The 14,335-nt window shown below is 68.7% G+C and carries 12 protein-coding genes and 1 pseudogene; 7 read left to right on the forward strand and 6 right to left on the reverse strand.

What is annotated here, in order from left to right:
• Window positions 1-112: 112 nt before the first annotated feature.
• Window positions 113-1,897 (forward strand): annotated as a pseudogene (locus E1181_RS31480) (rhamnogalacturonan lyase).
• A 325-nt stretch (window positions 1,898-2,222) separates the two neighbouring features.
• Window positions 2,223-4,064: a hypothetical protein gene (locus E1181_RS16940; protein ID WP_235876832.1), complete on the forward strand. Its 1,842-nt coding sequence runs from the start codon at window positions 2,223-2,225 to the stop codon at window positions 4,062-4,064.
• 151 nt (window positions 4,065-4,215) lie between these two features.
• Here the strand turns inward: E1181_RS16940 and E1181_RS16945 are convergent, their stop codons facing one another.
• Window positions 4,216-5,220: a LacI family DNA-binding transcriptional regulator gene (locus tag E1181_RS16945; RefSeq protein WP_132675882.1), complete on the reverse strand. Its 1,005-nt coding sequence runs from the start codon at window positions 5,218-5,220 to the stop codon at window positions 4,216-4,218.
• Between the two features lie 257 nt (window positions 5,221-5,477).
• Here E1181_RS16945 and E1181_RS16950 point away from each other — a divergent pair, with 257 nt between their 5' ends.
• Window positions 5,478-6,455, forward strand: a complete 978-nt coding sequence (locus tag E1181_RS16950) for a glycoside hydrolase family 64 protein (protein WP_132675884.1) — start codon at window positions 5,478-5,480, stop codon at window positions 6,453-6,455.
• Between the two features lie 280 nt (window positions 6,456-6,735).
• Here E1181_RS16950 and E1181_RS16955 read toward each other — a convergent pair whose 3' ends face one another.
• The 3 genes from E1181_RS16955 to E1181_RS16965 are packed head-to-tail and all read right to left on the reverse strand — an operon-like array spanning window position 6,736 to window position 9,954.
• A complete protein-coding gene (locus tag E1181_RS16955) occupies window positions 6,736-7,701 on the reverse strand; it encodes an alpha/beta hydrolase (RefSeq protein WP_132675886.1) in 966 nt (321 codons plus the stop codon).
• A gap of 16 nt (window positions 7,702-7,717) precedes the next feature.
• Window positions 7,718-9,322, reverse strand: coding sequence for an MDR family MFS transporter (locus E1181_RS16960; protein WP_132675888.1), 1,605 nt, complete (start codon window positions 9,320-9,322; stop codon window positions 7,718-7,720).
• Window positions 9,319-9,954, reverse strand: a complete 636-nt coding sequence (locus E1181_RS16965) for a TetR/AcrR family transcriptional regulator (RefSeq protein WP_235876833.1) — start codon at window positions 9,952-9,954, stop codon at window positions 9,319-9,321. The genes E1181_RS16960 and E1181_RS16965 overlap by 4 nt, the downstream gene beginning before the upstream one ends.
• A gap of 65 nt (window positions 9,955-10,019) precedes the next feature.
• On the opposite strand from E1181_RS16965, the gene E1181_RS16970 reads away from it, so the two are divergent.
• A complete protein-coding gene (locus E1181_RS16970) occupies window positions 10,020-10,454 on the forward strand; it encodes a MarR family winged helix-turn-helix transcriptional regulator (RefSeq protein WP_132675892.1) in 435 nt (144 codons plus the stop codon).
• Between the two features lie 42 nt (window positions 10,455-10,496).
• A complete protein-coding gene (locus tag E1181_RS16975) occupies window positions 10,497-11,276 on the forward strand; it encodes an arylamine N-acetyltransferase family protein (protein ID WP_132675894.1) in 780 nt (259 codons plus the stop codon).
• On the opposite strand, the gene E1181_RS16980 is transcribed toward E1181_RS16975, so the two are convergent.
• Window positions 11,273-12,460: a glycosyltransferase gene (locus E1181_RS16980; RefSeq protein ID WP_132675896.1), complete on the reverse strand. Its 1,188-nt coding sequence runs from the start codon at window positions 12,458-12,460 to the stop codon at window positions 11,273-11,275. The two genes, E1181_RS16975 and E1181_RS16980, sit on opposite strands and share 4 nt — an antisense overlap.
• A 72-nt stretch (window positions 12,461-12,532) precedes the next feature.
• Complete coding sequence (locus E1181_RS16985) at window positions 12,533-13,309, reverse strand: adenylate/guanylate cyclase domain-containing protein (RefSeq protein WP_207922184.1); 777 nt, start codon at window positions 13,307-13,309, stop codon at window positions 12,533-12,535.
• A 314-nt stretch (window positions 13,310-13,623) separates the two neighbouring features.
• Here E1181_RS16985 and E1181_RS16990 point away from each other — a divergent pair, with 314 nt between their 5' ends.
• Both E1181_RS16990 and E1181_RS16995 read left to right on the forward strand, forming a co-directional pair.
• Window positions 13,624-13,938 (forward strand): ArsR/SmtB family transcription factor, encoded by a 315-nt coding sequence (locus tag E1181_RS16990; RefSeq protein ID WP_132675898.1) that lies wholly within the window; start codon window positions 13,624-13,626, stop codon window positions 13,936-13,938.
• A complete protein-coding gene (locus E1181_RS16995) occupies window positions 13,904-14,293 on the forward strand; it encodes a VOC family protein (protein ID WP_132675900.1) in 390 nt (129 codons plus the stop codon). The genes E1181_RS16990 and E1181_RS16995 overlap by 35 nt, the downstream gene beginning before the upstream one ends.
• Window positions 14,294-14,335: the final 42 nt, after the last annotated feature.

Consider the following 14,335-nt stretch of genomic DNA (forward strand, 5'->3'; position numbering starts at 1 on the left):
CCTCCCGACAGGTCTCCCGAGGGACGAGAAGCGCGACTTTCCCCGATGCGCAGGACGGCTCCATCCAACCGGGGTGTGATGCGACACCCCCGAGAAGATCGGCAGGTCCTCAATGGATTCCAGTCACCGGAGGCACTTCGGTCGGCAGGCACTTCCCGTTCTCGCGATCGCACTGCTGCCGTTGGCGTGGCCGGGGCCGGTATCGGCAGCGGAACCGGTTCCCGACCGGGCAGCAGTCGGCATCCGCCAGGACGGCGGAAACTTCGTGTCCTGGCGCCGGTTCGGCTCCGACCCCGCAACCCTGAGCTTCGACGTCTACCGCGACGACACCAAGGTGACCACGTCGCGCGAAACGAACTTCTTCGACGCTGGGGCCCCACCGCACGCCCGGTACTCGGTGGTCCCGGCCGGGGCCCCAGCGCAGGGCGCGGTACAGGCGCGCACGTCCGCAGACCACCTCGACATCCCACTGCAGATCCCGGAAGGCGGCACCACGCCCACCGGGGAGGGCTACACCTACAGCGCGAACGACGTCAGCGTCGGCGATCTGGACGGCAACGGCCAGTACGAGTACGTGGTGAAGTGGGATCCCTCCAACTCCAAGGACAACTCGCAGGCCGGCTACACCGGCAACACGATCGTCGATGCCTACGAGCTCGACGGGACCCGGTTGTGGCGCATCGATCTCGGCCGCAACATCCGCTCCGGTGCGCACTACACGCAGTTCCAGGTCTACGACTACAACAGCGACGGCAAGGCCGAGGTGGCGATGAAGACCGCCGACGGCACCGTCGACGGTGCCGGAACCGCGATCGGCGACGCCAAGGCCGACTACCGCGACCAGGACGGCTACGTGCTCGGAGGACCGGAGTTCCTGACGGTCTTCGACGGCGCGACCGGCGCTGCCCTGCACACCACCGATTACATCCCGCAGCGCGGCGACCCGAACTCCTGGGGTGACGGCTACGGCAACCGATCCGACCGGTTCCTGGCCGCCACCGCCCAGATCGGAGGCAAGCCCGCGCTGATCCAGGCGCGCGGCTACTACACCCGCACGGTGATCACCGCCTGGGACTTCAGCAGCGGGCAGCTCGCACCGCTGTGGACCTTCGACAGCGACACCGCGGGCGAGCAGTACGCGGGGCAGGGCAACCACAACCTGTCGGTGGCCGATGTGGACGGTGACGGCAACGACGAGATCGTGTACGGCGCGATGGCCCTCGATGATTCCGGGAAACCGTTGTGGAACACCGGTTTCGGCCACGGAGACGCGCTGCACGTCAGCGACTTCGATCCCGGCAGGCCCGGCCAGGAGGTCTTCAAGGTCGACGAGGACGAGACGCAGCCGGGTTCGTGGCTGGCCGATGCCGCGACCGGCGAGATCCTCTGGCAGACGGCTCCCGCCGGCGACAACGGACGCGGCGTGGCGGGCGACATCTGGCCGGACAACCCGGGCGCGGAGTACTGGTCGTCCGCCGAACCGCAGCTGCGCGACAGCGCGGGCAACGAGATCGGAGCGCGGCCGGATTCGATCAACTTCCTGGTGTGGTGGGACGGCGACACCACCCGAGAGCTGCTCGACGACACCCACGTCGACAAGTACTCCCCCGATGGACAGCAGCGGATCCAGGACTTCGAGGGCGTGGCGTCCAACAACGGCACCAAGGCCAACCCCGCGCTGTCGGCGGATCTGATGGGCGACTGACGCGAGGAGGTCGTCTACCGCACCACCGACAGCAGCGCGCTGCGGGTGTTCAGCACGACCGAACCCACGGACGTGTCGCTGCCGTCGCTGATGGAGGACCGCCAGTACAGGCAGGCCGTCGCGTGGCAGAACACCGCCTACAACCAGCCGCCGCACCCGAGCTTCGACCTCAATTCTCAAGCCGGACGCTGACTGGTGCCGGCAAAGAAATTCGTGACCTGATAATTGAACCGGGATAGGCTGGAAAACGTGCACCCCACTCCGGGGCGCGCGTTTTCCGCTACGCGGACGCGGAACGAAAAAGGGGAAAGACAGCCGAATACGTGAAGGCCGCTCGGCGACAGCAGCCTTGTTCACCGAAGATTCCTCAGCTGGGAAAACGGGAATCCACCGGCGCGCTGGCGGTTTCACGACGACCACCTTCCGGAAATGCTCTTGATCGGTCTAGGGTCCCGATCTGAGAGCGCTCTCATGCAGTGCGTTCGTCGCATTGTCCTTTTCCGGAGGTGCTTGAAACATGACTCCCGTCTCACAACGGCGTGGGCGTCGCCGGTTCCCGTTCTTCGCGGGAATGGCCGCTGTCGCCGCCGTCACCGCCGTCGCGCCCAGTGCGGCGGCGATGCCCGGCGCGATCCACGCTCAACCCGCGAAGCCCGCGGCTCCGGCACCCGGACCCCAGGCATGCGCGGGCACCGACACGCCGGACTTCGGTCCGAACGTGCGGATCTTCGACCCGTCGATGTCGCCGGAGAGCATCCAGCAGCAGCTCGACGACGACTTCAACAACCTCAAGGACACGCTGGCAGACCAGATGTCCGAGGACCGGGTCGCGCACCTGTTCAAGCCGGGTGAGTACGCCGTCAACGACAACGTCGGCTACTACACCTCGGTGGCGGGCCTGGGCAAGAACCCGGGCGACGTCACCATCAACGGCAACATCACGGTCGACGCGTTCAACGAGTCCGACGAGGGCAACGCGACCCAGAACTTCTGGCGCTCGGCGGAGAACATGACCGTCAAGCCCAACGGCGCCAACCGCTGGGGCGTGTCGCAGGCCGCGCCGATGCGTCGCATGGACATCCAGGGCGACCTGGACCTGTACCCGGCGAGCTACGGCTGGGCCAGCGGTGGCTACCTCGCCGACACCAAGGTCTCGGGCACCACGGAGTCCTCGTCGCAGCAGCAGTGGTACACCCGCGACTCGCAGCTGGGCGCCTGGGACGGCGGCGTCTGGAACATGACGTTCTCCGGCGTGCAGGGCGCACCGCCCACCGCGTTCCCGACCCCGCCGCACACCACGCTGGAGTCGACCCCGGTGTCGGCCGACGTGCCGTACCTGTACGTCGACGACGCGGGCAAGTTCCAGGTGTTCCGCCCGGACGTGCGCACCAATGCCACCGGTCCGAGCTGGGCCAACGGTGAGACCCCGGGCAAGTCGGTGCCGATGAGCCAGTTCTACGTGGCCAAGCCGACCGACACCGCCGCGGACATCAACGCCGCCGTGGCCTCGGGTTGCAACCTGTTCTTCACCCCGGGTGTGTACCACCTGGACGACACGATCAAGATCACCAACCCGGACACCATCGTGCTGGGCATCGGTTACCCGACGCTCATGCCCGACACCGGCAAGACGGCGATGGAGGTCGCCGACGTCGACGGCGTGCGCATCAAGGGCGTGCTGTTCGACGCGGGCACCCAGAACTCGCCGAGCCTGCTGACCGTCGGCGAGGAGGGCGCTTCGGCGGACCACTCGCAGAACCCGACGATCATGCAGGACGTGTTCTTCCGGCTGGGCGGCACCGTCGCGGGCAAGGCGACCAACAGCCTGATCGTGAACAGCAAGAACGCGGTCATGGACCACATCTGGGCCTGGCGCGCCGACCACGGCAACGAGGGCTCGTTCGGCTGGGACGTCAACCCGGGCGACACGGGCGTGCTGGTCAACGGTGACGACGTGACGGCCACCGGCCTGTTCGTCGAGCACTACAACAAGTACCAGGTCATCTGGAACGGCAACAACGGCAAGACGATCTTCTTCCAGAACGAGATGCCCTACGACGTTCCGGACCAGGCCTCGTACATGAACGACAACGGCCTGGAGGGCTGGGCCGCCTACAAGGTGGGCGACCAGGTCACCAACCACGAGGCCTGGGGCTTGGGGAGCTACTGCTTCTTCAACACCAACCCCGAGGTGAAGAACCACCACGCCTTCGAGGTCCCGGCGGTGCCGGGCGTGAAGTTCCACAGCATGGCGACGGTCTCGCTCAACGAGAAGGGATCGATCACCCACGTCATCAACGACACGGGTGATGTGACCCCGCCGGCGACCACGCCGTCGAACCTGGCGAACTTCCCGTGATCTGATCACCGGCGATCGGATTCCGGGCGGGGCCACCACGGCCTCGCCCGGACTTCTCGCGTCGGGGCCCGGGAACGGGCGATCTTCGTCCCAGCGGACCAGGCGATTCGGGACAGGGACGGTTCGGACCAGAACTGTCCACTGGTGACCCTCAGGTGGACTCGCGGACGACGAGCTCCGCGGTCAGGGTGATCACCGGTTCGACGGGCTCGCCGGCGATCAGGCGCAGCAGCTGGGCCGCGAGGTGGCGGCCGATGCCGTCGATGGGCTGGCTCACGGTGGTCAGCGGCGGCTCGGTGTAGCGAGCCCTGGTGATGTCGTCGAAACCGACCAGCGCCACGTCGTCCGGAACGCGGAAGCCGTTCTGGCGCAGCACGTGCAGCGCCCCCTCGGCCATCAGGTCGGAGGCGGCGAACACGGCGTCGATCCCGGGTTCCTCGTCCAGCAGCCGCTTCATCGCCGCCTCGCCGGAAGCGCGGGTGAAGTCCCCCGCCGCCACGACCGGCTCCTGCGATCCCCCGACGGCGTCCAGGTACCCGTCGAGGCGGTCCATCCCGGCGATCATGTCCTGCGGTCCGGTGATCGTCGCGATGCGCCTGCGCCCGGAGGCGATCAGGTGCTCCACGGCCGCCCTCGCACCACCCCGGTTGTCCACGCCGACGCTGGGCACCTCGACCGGGCCGAGGACGCGTTCGTTGCTGACCACCGGGATTCCCGACTTCGCCAGCGCCGCCGACAGCGGGTCCGTGCCGTGCAGCGAGGCGAGCATGACGCCGTCGACCCGCCCGGCCACCGCCGAGCGCTCGATCCGGTCGCGACTCGCCTCGGACCCGGCCAGCATCAGCACCAGCTGCTCGTCCTCGTCGTCCAGCTCCTGGCTGACGCCCTGGATGAGCCGGGGGAAGAACTGGTCGTCGGAGAACACGCGCGTGGAGGATTCGGGCAGCACCAGCGCGATCAGACCGGTCCGGTGGGTGACGAGGCTGCGCGCGGCCTGGTTGGGCACGTAGCCGACCTCGGCGATCGCGCGTTCCACCGCTCTCCTGCTGGACGGCGCGACGGGCTGGTCGTTGATCACCCGCGACACCGTCGCGCGGGAGACCCCGGCGCGGGCCGCGACGGTCTCCAGGGTCGGGCGACGATCGCCTCTGGCCATGACCCTTCCCCCTCGGTGGAGCGAGCTGATGGTGAACGGTACCCAGATCGGCCGGGGGCGGTCAGCGAAATCCGGCAATCCACCGGACGTGCGCCGAAAAGTCGCAGAACGCCCGAGAAGTGCGAACTCCGGCGTCGTCGCTGGCGAGAAGCGGACAGCCCGGAACCGGAATGTTGACTTCCGTTCGGGATCGAGAAAGTGTGAAACTTGAGAGCGCTCTCAGATCTTCATTCCTCCTAGTTCGGAGAGTGAAAAACATGACCGCATCCGCAACGAAGCGGCGCTGGCGCCGTGGTGCTCTGGGCCTGCTGACCGCGAGCGCGCTGGCCTCGGCCACCGTCGCCGCCTCGCTCCCGGCCCAGGCAGCACAACCCGCCGAGCCGCACACCGCGAACATCGCACCCGCGGGAACCCCGCCACCAGAGGAGTTCTGGGGTGATGTCGCGAGCATTCCCCCGGCGCAGAACGAGCTCATGGTCAAGGTCATCAACCAGACCAACGGCGAGTACCCCGACGACCAGGTGTACTGGACGTTCAACGGCGAGACGCACTCGATCGCCGAGCAGCCCTACCTGGACATGCCGGCCAACAACTCCGGCCGCATGGAGTTCCACCTCGGCGCCCCGGACAGCCCGCTGACGGACTTCATCGAGTTCACCGTCGGCGAGAACGTCTTCAACGGCAACACCACTCGCGTCGACGCGTTCGGCCTGAAGCTGGCGATGCGGCTGCACGCCGACGACGGGTTCGACGCGGCGTTCGGCGAGGACTACGAGACGTTCCAGGAGAGCCGCGAGGCGACCTTCCAGAAGTTCCGCGAGGAGGTCCCGGAGGAGTTCAAGCACCTGGCCGACGACCCGAACCGGATCATCGCGCCCGGCAGCTCACCGGAGTTCCAGGACGGCGGCGCGCAGGCGAACTACTTCACCGACTACGCGAACTCGGTGGGCGTCAACGAGACGACCAAGAACATCTTCGGTTGCGCCGGAACCCTCGGCGGCGACGCCAACAAGTGCGCCGCGCTCAACCGCCACGTCGCCGACCTGCCGGAGGACCAGCAGCACGACCCGTCGAAGTTCTACCCGACAGGACCGGCGAACTACTACGCCAAGTTCTGGCACGACCACAACATCGACGGGAAGTCCTACGGGTTCCCGTACGACGACGTGGCCGAGCAGGCCTCCTACGTCTCCCACGAAGGCCCGCAGTGGCTCGTGGTGGCCGTGGGCTGGTGAGGTTCCAGCCGAAGCCTCACCGGTGAAGCCCGGGGCGCGGCCGCGCCTCCCGCGCGGCCACGCCCCGGCTCTTTTGCTTGTTCGGGGACCTTTTGCTTAGCGGTGCAGGTAGCAGAACCTGAGCGGCGCTGTGGACTCCGTGCGCCACTCCTGATGTATTCCGCTTACCCCAGGGGTGGACATCGGCGTCGCGGCGTACTCGCCACAGCACCGCTCAGAACCTGCGGCGGTGCGAGCTGAGTCCCGCACCTGAAACCGCGACCAAGGCCGCACTCTTGGCCTAGTCGGTCACGCGGGGTCGTAGGAGTGCTGTTGAGAGTTCGGTGCAGAGTTCGGCGAGGGCCTGGGGTGCGCTGCGGCAGATGTTCGGGAAGGACATGTAGCCGTGCGGCATGCGGACGTAGGTGGTGGTGCGGACCGGGACCCCGGCGGCTCGCAGCGCCTCGCCGTAGCGCAGGCCGTCGTCGCGGATCGGGTCGTGCTCGGCGACCTGGATCAGCGCCGGCGGTAGCCCCTCGTGCGTCGCCGCCTTCAGCGGTGAGACCAGCGGGTTCGCCGGGTTCTGCCCGTCGAGGTAGGTGTCGCGCATCTTCCGCGCCTCGCGGGTGGTGATCACCGGCGCCTCGGCGTTGTCCTCCAGGGACTGGCTGCCCAGCGTCATGTCGGTGGCCGGGTAGATCAGGCCCTGGAAGGCGATCTCCGGGCCGGAGCGGTCCCGCGCGAGCAGGCACATCACGGCCGCGAGGTTGCCGCCCGCGCTGTCGCCCATGACCGCGATCCGGTTCGGTTCGGCACCGAGTTCGGCGGCGCGTCCGGCGACGTCGACGAGCGCGGCGTAGCAGTCCTCCACGGCCACCGGGAACCGGTGGGCGGGCGCGAGCCGGTAGTCCACCGACACCACGACCGCCCCGACCTCCTCGGCGACCCGGCCGCACAACCAGTCCCCCATGTCGAGGTTCCCGCTGACCCAGCCGCCGCCGTGGATGTTGACGATCAGCGGCAGCGGCCCGGTCGCCCGCATCGGCCGGTACACCCGGATCCCGATGCGGCCGTCGGCTCCTTCGGCGGTGAGGTCGCTGGTGATGACGCCGGGAGCGCGAGAGCCCAGCAGGAAGTCGATGACCTTGTTGCGCGGCAAGGTCTTCCGCTGCCGCGCGATCAGCTGCTCGTCGGTCATGCCGGTGACGCTGGGGGCCAGGCTCAGCGCCTTGTCCAGCAACCGGACGCGCAGATCCATCTCCGCCATGCGATTCCTCCCGCGATCAGTGGGTCTTGGTGGTGGCGCGCTGCTGCGCTTCGAGCGCTTCGGCTTCCTCGCCGCCGATGGCCTCGCCGCGAGCGACGAGCCCGGCCACCTCCGACAGCGGGATCTGCTTGAGCAGCAGCGAGAGCAGGAACGCGATGGCCATGAACGGCACCAGGTACCAGAACACGGGTGCCAGTGCATCAGCGTAGGCGGCGACGATCGCGTCCCGCACGGGTTCGGGCAGCTGCTGCAGCATGTTCGGCGACAGCGACACCGCGGACTGCTCGGCCTGCTGCGCGGACGCACCGGCACCGGCGAAGATCTCGGTGAGGTTCTCGGCCAGCCTGGTGGAGAAGATCGTGCCGAACACCGCGACGCCCAGCGCGCCGCCGACCTCGCGGAAGTAGTTGTTGGTGCTGGTCGCGGTGCCGAGAAGCGCCGGGTCGACGGAGTTCTGCACCACCAGCACCACGACCTGCATGATCAGGCCGAGGCCGGCGCCGAAGACGAACAGGAACACGCACAGCAGCCACACCGGCGTGTCGGCCGACAGCGTGGTCATGGCGAGCATCCCGCCCGCGGTGATGAGCGTGCCCAGGATCGGGAACACCTTGTAGCGGCCGGTCTTGGTGATCATCGCACCGGAGGTGATGGAGGTCAGCATCAGTCCGGCCATCATCGGCAGCATCGCCATGCCCGACACCGCCGCCGAGGTCCCGGTGGACATCTGCAGGAAGGTGGGCAGGAAGCCCAGCGCGGCGAACATGCCCAGCCCGAGCACCAACCCGATGCTGGTGGCGTTGACGAAGATGGGGTTGCGGAACAGCGACAGCGGGATGACCGGGTCGCTCGCCCGGGACTCGACCAGCACGAACAGCGCCGCAGCGATGACCAGACCCGCTGCCCACAGCCAGGTTTCGGGCGCGCTCCAGCCGTGCGCGGAGTCGCCGCCGAAGTCGGTGAAGAAGATCAGGCTCGTGGTGGCCAGCGCCAGCAGCACCACGCCGGGGATGTCCAGCGGCTTGGTGGCCTTCTTGCTGGGCAGGGTCAGCGCGAAGTAGGTGATGGCGAACGCGGCGATGCCGATCGGGATGTTGATGTAGAACGCCCAGTGCCAGGACAGGTGGTCGACGAAGAACCCGCCGAGCAGCGGGCCGCCGACCGCGGCGAGGCCGAAGATGCCGCCGAGCGGCCCGAGGTACTTGCCGCGCTCGCTGGCGGGCACGATGTCGGCGATGATCGCCTGCGAGAGGATCATCAGGCCACCGCCGCCGAGGCCCTGCGCGGCGCGGAAGATCACGAAGGTCCAGAAGTCACCGGCCACGGCGCACCCGACCGAGGCGAGCGTGAACAGCGCGATCGCGATCAGGAACAGCTTGCGCCTGCCGAGCACGTCGCCGAACTTGCCGTAGATCGGCATGACGATGGTGGTGGCCAGCAGGTAGGCGGTGGTGATCCACGCCTGGTGCGCGACGCCGCCGAGGTCGCCGACGATGGTGGGCATCGCGGTGGACACGATGGTCTGGTCGAGGCTGGCCAGCAGCATGCCCGCGATCAGCGCGCTGAAGATGATCCAGATCCGCCGCTTGGTGAGCAGTAACGTGGGTTCGGTTTCGGTCATCGGGTCCCTCCGGTGAGCGTGGCGGCGAACACCTCGCGAGCGGCCACCAAGCGGCGTTGCATGAGCGTCTTCAGCGGCTCGGAGTTGGCTGGTTCGAGGAACTGCCCCATGCAGGCGCCCGCGAGCGCGCAGACCACCTGGACGGCGACGGAGGCCCGGAGGTCTCCTTCGGGGAGCCCTTCCCTGACTCGCACCAGTTCGACATCGGCGCGTTCGCGCGTCTGGACGTGCTCGATAACCCGCGACAGCAGCCGGGGTTCGCGGTCCATGGCCGCGACCAGGTCCGCGACGTGCTCGGGCGTGAGCCCGACCTCGGTCCAGCGGTCGACCAGGAGCGCGGCGTAGTCGTCGAGCAGGCTCGCCGAGACCCCCGGTTCGTCCGGGTCGCCGCCGGAGGTGAACCGTTCCTCGATCTCGTGCTGGTCCCACAGCGTGGTGAACCCCAGTACCGCGTCCTCCTTGGACGCGAAGTAGTTGAAGAAGGTGCGCCTGGAGATGCCCGCCTCGTCGCAGACCTCGTCCACGGTGAAGCCGGACAGCCCGTCCTCGGCCGTGCGGCGACGCGCTGCGGCGGTCAGCCGGTGAGCCGTGCGGACCCGACGCGTCAGAGCAGGAGTTGCACCATCAACCACGGAGTGCATTATTGCACTCTGCGTTCCATAGTGCAGAAGGGGCGGCCTGGGGTACAACTGGCGCCATGGTGGACGCCATCGGCACCGGTCTGGGCAGCCTCGGATACCGGTTCAACATGATCGCTCGGCAAGCGCGGGCGAACTTCGAGCAACGGCTCGGCGAGGCCGGGGCGAGCTTCGCGACGTGGACGATCCTGGAGGCGCTCACCGTGCACGGGCCGATGATCCAGCGGGACCTGGCCGGATCGCTGCACGTCAGCGGCCAGACGCTGGCCCGCCAGGTGGACCGGCTGGTCGAGACGGGCTGGCTGGAGCGCGGCGAGGCCGAGGGCGACCGCCGCGCGGTGCGCCTGCACCTCACCGACGCCGGTCGCGCCGCCCACCGCCGCCTCCAGCAGGCGTCGCGGAAGGCCAACGAGCAGCTGGTCGCGGGCCTGTCACCCGAGGAGGTCGACGGCCTCAGCGAGCTGCTCACCCGGCTCTCCCGGAACTTCGGGTGACACCGTTGACCTCCACCTCGCTGGAAGTGTGAGGCTGTGACCATGACCGATCCCTGGGACGTCGAGTCGCTCGACCTCGACGCGTACCTGGCCCGCACCGGGCAGCAGGCGGCACCGCCGTCAGCCGAGGCGCTCACCGCGTTGCACGAGGCGCACGTGCGCACGATCCCCTTCGAGAACGTCGATCCGGCGCTCGGGCGCACACCGCGCCTCGACCTGGAATCGATCACGGCGAAGCTGGTGCGCAGGCAGCGCGGCGGGTACTGCTTCGAGCACTCCCTGCTGTTCGCCGCCGTCCTGGAACACCTCGGCTACGAGGTGTCCCGCCGGGCCGCGAGGGTCCAGCCGCACCGCAACGGCCCGCGAACCCACATGAACCTCGTCGTCACCGTCGACGGCGACGAGCTCCTGGCCGACGTCGGCTTCGGCGCGGGAGTGCTGCGCCCGATGAGGCTGGCCGACGGCGCGGTGGTCGACCAGGCCGGCTGGAACCACCGGCTGACCCGCGACGGTCGACTGTGGACGCTGGAGAAGCAGACCGCCGAGGGCTGGGAACCGCTGCACGCCTTCGACGACCAGCCGCAACGGCTCATCGACTACGAGGTCTACAACCACTACACCGCCACGCACCCGGACTCGCCGTTCACCGGCAGGCTCGTCGTGATGCGGCTCGACGAGGGCATCAGCCGCAAGCTCATCGGCGACACCCTCGTCGTCGAACGACCCGACGGCTCGCAGGAGACGACACCGGTCGACGACCGGGCGGAAGCCCTCCGCTCGCTCGACGTCGTGCTCACCGACGACGAACTGACCGGCCTCTAGACCAGCTCCTCCAGGTCGGCGGCGATCTGGGACAGCGGTGGCAGCGCCAGGACTCGGCGCTGCACCCCTCGGGCGGCGCTGCGGAACGACGGCTCCTCCAGGACCCGCGACACCGCCTCGTGCAGCAGCGGGACGGTCACGTCCTCGATGGTGAACGCCAGCCCCGCGCCGATCTCGGTGATGCGGGCGGCGTTGCTGGGCTGCTCGGCGAACATCGGCAGCCCCACCATCGGCACCCCGGCGTAGAGCGATTCGCGGGTGCTGTTGAAACCGCAGTGGGTGATGAACGCGTCGCAGGCGGGCAGCACCGCCTGCTGCTGGACGAACGAGGTCAGGTGCACGTTCTCCGCGCGCACCCCGGTCCACTCCCCCGGGTCGCGGTGAGCGCCGAGCGCGACGACACCCGTGACCGGGAGCTTGCCGAGCGTTTCGATGATCGTGTCGAGCAGCTGGGGACGTTCGCCGAGCATCATCGGCGCGTTGGACCCGAGGCTGGCCAGCACCAGCGGGCGGTCCGGGAGGTCGGCGACGGCCGGGTCGAGCCGCTGCTCGTCACCGGCGGGAACCCGGTAGTGGTGCGCGGATTCCAGGCGCGCGTGCTCGGCGTAGAAGCTCTCCGGAACGACTCCGGCGCGGAAGGTCCGCATCGGCTGCCACGGGTCCTCGATCGGGCCGAGCCCGAAGTGCGCGCGACCGGCGTTGATCTCGGCGGTCACGGCCGGGTCGGAGTACGGGGCGTTCGGGCTGATGTCGAGCACGGCGCTCGGGATGCCCCACTTCTCAGCCGCGTAGTAGCCGCCGAACTCGGTGCCCTCGCGGACGATGAGGTCGGGCACCTCGCCGGTCTCGATCAGCCGCTCGCCGAGGTTGCGCCCGAGCAGGCGGACGAAGCTCTGGCTGAACATCTCCCCGGTGACGCCGATGGTCGCGGTGCCGCGCCGCTTGGCGACCTCGTCGAAGTCGGTGGCCAGGCCGTGCTTCGCCGGGTCGGCCGCGATGTCGCGCATGGTCAGCAGGCCGGGCAGGACGAGGGGGCGCAAGCCCGCTTCCTCCACGGTCGCGGCCATGTCCTCGCTGGTGGCGACGCGGACGTCGTGACCGGCGCCCGCGAGCTGGCGACCGACCGGCAGCAGCAGCGGGACGAGGTGGGAGTAGACGGGCATGGCGGTCAGGACGATGCGCAATTCAATCCCATTCGACGGGGGTGGCGGAAACTAGACAGCATGCTGGCTAGTTGCGACGGTACACCCGGTTCGTCACCGCTCGTGACGGGGAACCACCGCGTACACGGCCAGGTCCTTCGGCGTCCCCTTCGCCCGAAAACGACGGCTGCGCGCCACGTACCGCGCGCGGTCGGCGGCCTCCAGGACCTGCTCGGTGACCAGCACTTCCCCGCCGTTGGCGGCGTCGGCCACGCGCGCGGCGATGTTGACGTCGACCCCGATGTAGTCCTTGCCGACCTTGCGCGGCCAACCGCGGTGCAGGCCCACGCGCAGCGACGGGCGGTAGCCGTCGTGGTTGAGCGCGCTGACCGCCGACCCCAGCGCAGCGGCGGCCTCGATCGCCTTGTCGACGTCGGAGAAGGCCACCATCACGCCGTCGCCGAGCGACTTCACCACCACGCCGCCGCACCCGCCGACGACCTCGCGGCTGACGCCGAAGAACTCCCGCAGCAACCGCAGGACCTGGTCGTCACCGGCGCGCAACGCCCAGGTGGAGAAGCCCACGAGGTCGGTGAACATGATCGTCACGGCACCGTCGGCGGCACCACGGCTGGTCAGCGCCTGCCACGCCTGCACGGTCACCAGGCCGAGCTCGCGCACCGCGCTCGGCTGATCGCCCGCGACCTGCATCATCAGCCGCGCCACGCGGTCGGAGGGCTTGCCCGATTCGGAGAACGCGAGCTCACCGGCCCCGGGCAGCATCCGCCGGACCCCGCGCAGCGTTCCGACCACCCGCCGGCTCTGGTTGATCTGCCGCGCTCGATCCCCGGCACGACCCCAGAACCCCGCGGGCCGCGACTCACCGACCATCACGCACCACCCCTCGCACCGACCCGGACCACCGACAACCTACTCCGAGGTAGGTTTCAGCCGACCCCGAGGTGCAGCGCAGATCACCCGGAATCACCCCCCGAAGATCCTTGCGCTGGCTAGAAAGCCCGGAACCTCCACACAGCCCGTCCCCCGCGCGCGAAGTCCCGGATTTCAGTGGAAGTCCGAACCCCGATTTCAGTGGAAATCCGCGTCCCGAGTTCCACTGAAATCCTGTCCCCCGGGGCGCCTCCCCAGGTCACGGCATCGGGCCGAGTTGACATGCAAGTCGTTGCTTGCCTATCGTCGCGGGTGTGGATGACGCCGTGTTCAAGGCGCTGGCCGATGGCACGCGGCGGGCGATCCTCGACGAGCTGACCGAGCAGAACGGGCAGACACTGTTCGAGATCTGCGCACGACTGGCCACCAAGCACGGGCTCGCCTCGTCACGGCAGGCGATCTCGCAGCACCTCGAAGCCCTGGAGGCAGCGGGGCTGGTCCGGGCGAGCCGTGAAGGCCGGTACAAGTTCCACCACATCGACACCGCGCCGCTCGAACCGATCGTCGAGCGGTGGCTGAGGAAAGGCCGGGAGCATGAGGATCAACCTGCACAGCATGATGGTCGATGACCAGGACAAGGCGCTGCGGTTCTACACCGAGATGCTCGGTTTCGAGGTCAAGCACGACATCCCGATGGGCGAGTTCCGCTGGATCACCCTCGTCTCGCCCGAGGAGCCCCACGGCACCGAACTCGTGCTCGAGCCCGACCAGCACCCGGCGGCCAAGCCCTTCAAGCAGGCGCTGGTGGCCGACGGGATCCCCTTCACCTCGTTCGCGGTCGAGGACGTCCAGGCCGAGTACGAGCGCCTCACGGCCCAGGGCGTGCGCTTCACCCAGCAGCCCACCGACATGGGACCGGTCACCACGGCAGTCCTCGACGACACCTGCGGAAACCTCATCCAGATCGCCCACGAGAAGGCCTGACCAGGGCGCCCGTTCGAATTTCGCGCGAAGTTCGAACGGGCC

Source organism: Saccharopolyspora terrae (assembly GCF_004348435.1).
GTDB lineage: Bacteria > Actinomycetota > Actinomycetes > Mycobacteriales > Pseudonocardiaceae > Saccharopolyspora > Saccharopolyspora endophytica.